This window comes from Pseudoalteromonas sp. SIMBA_162 (assembly GCF_046535955.1).
GTDB lineage: Bacteria > Pseudomonadota > Gammaproteobacteria > Enterobacterales > Alteromonadaceae > Pseudoalteromonas > Pseudoalteromonas marina.
Genome location: NZ_JAWJBQ010000515.1, coordinates 1 through 267 on the forward strand (window position 1 = coordinate 1; position 267 = coordinate 267).

Consider the following 267-nt stretch of genomic DNA (forward strand, 5'->3'; position numbering starts at 1 on the left):
GTGTTATACGTGTATAACTACTCTAAGGTAAAGTGGGTGTATGTATGGAGGTGTTAATAAGCAGGCGTTAATAAAACGCCTGTTTCTCTATTTTTTACCCTTACTATTAATTGGTGTGGTAGTTGGCGCACCTTCTTTGCTTTTATTTTTAGACCCTTTTTCACTTTTTGTTTGGAATTATCATCAGTTATACCGTTTAAGCCATTGACTTTTAAATCAGCGCTGTTTTAACCTCTCTGGAGGAGTAGATGAAGGGGAGCAAGGGTT

The 267-nt window shown here is 37.5% G+C and carries 1 pseudogene; it reads left to right on the plus strand.

From position 1 onward, the window contains the following. Positions 1 to 40: 40 nt before the first annotated feature. Positions 41 to 205: pseudogene (locus tag R0J88_RS20735) on the plus strand (phosphate regulon sensor protein PhoR); the annotation flags it as partial. Positions 206 to 267 lie beyond the last annotated feature (62 nt).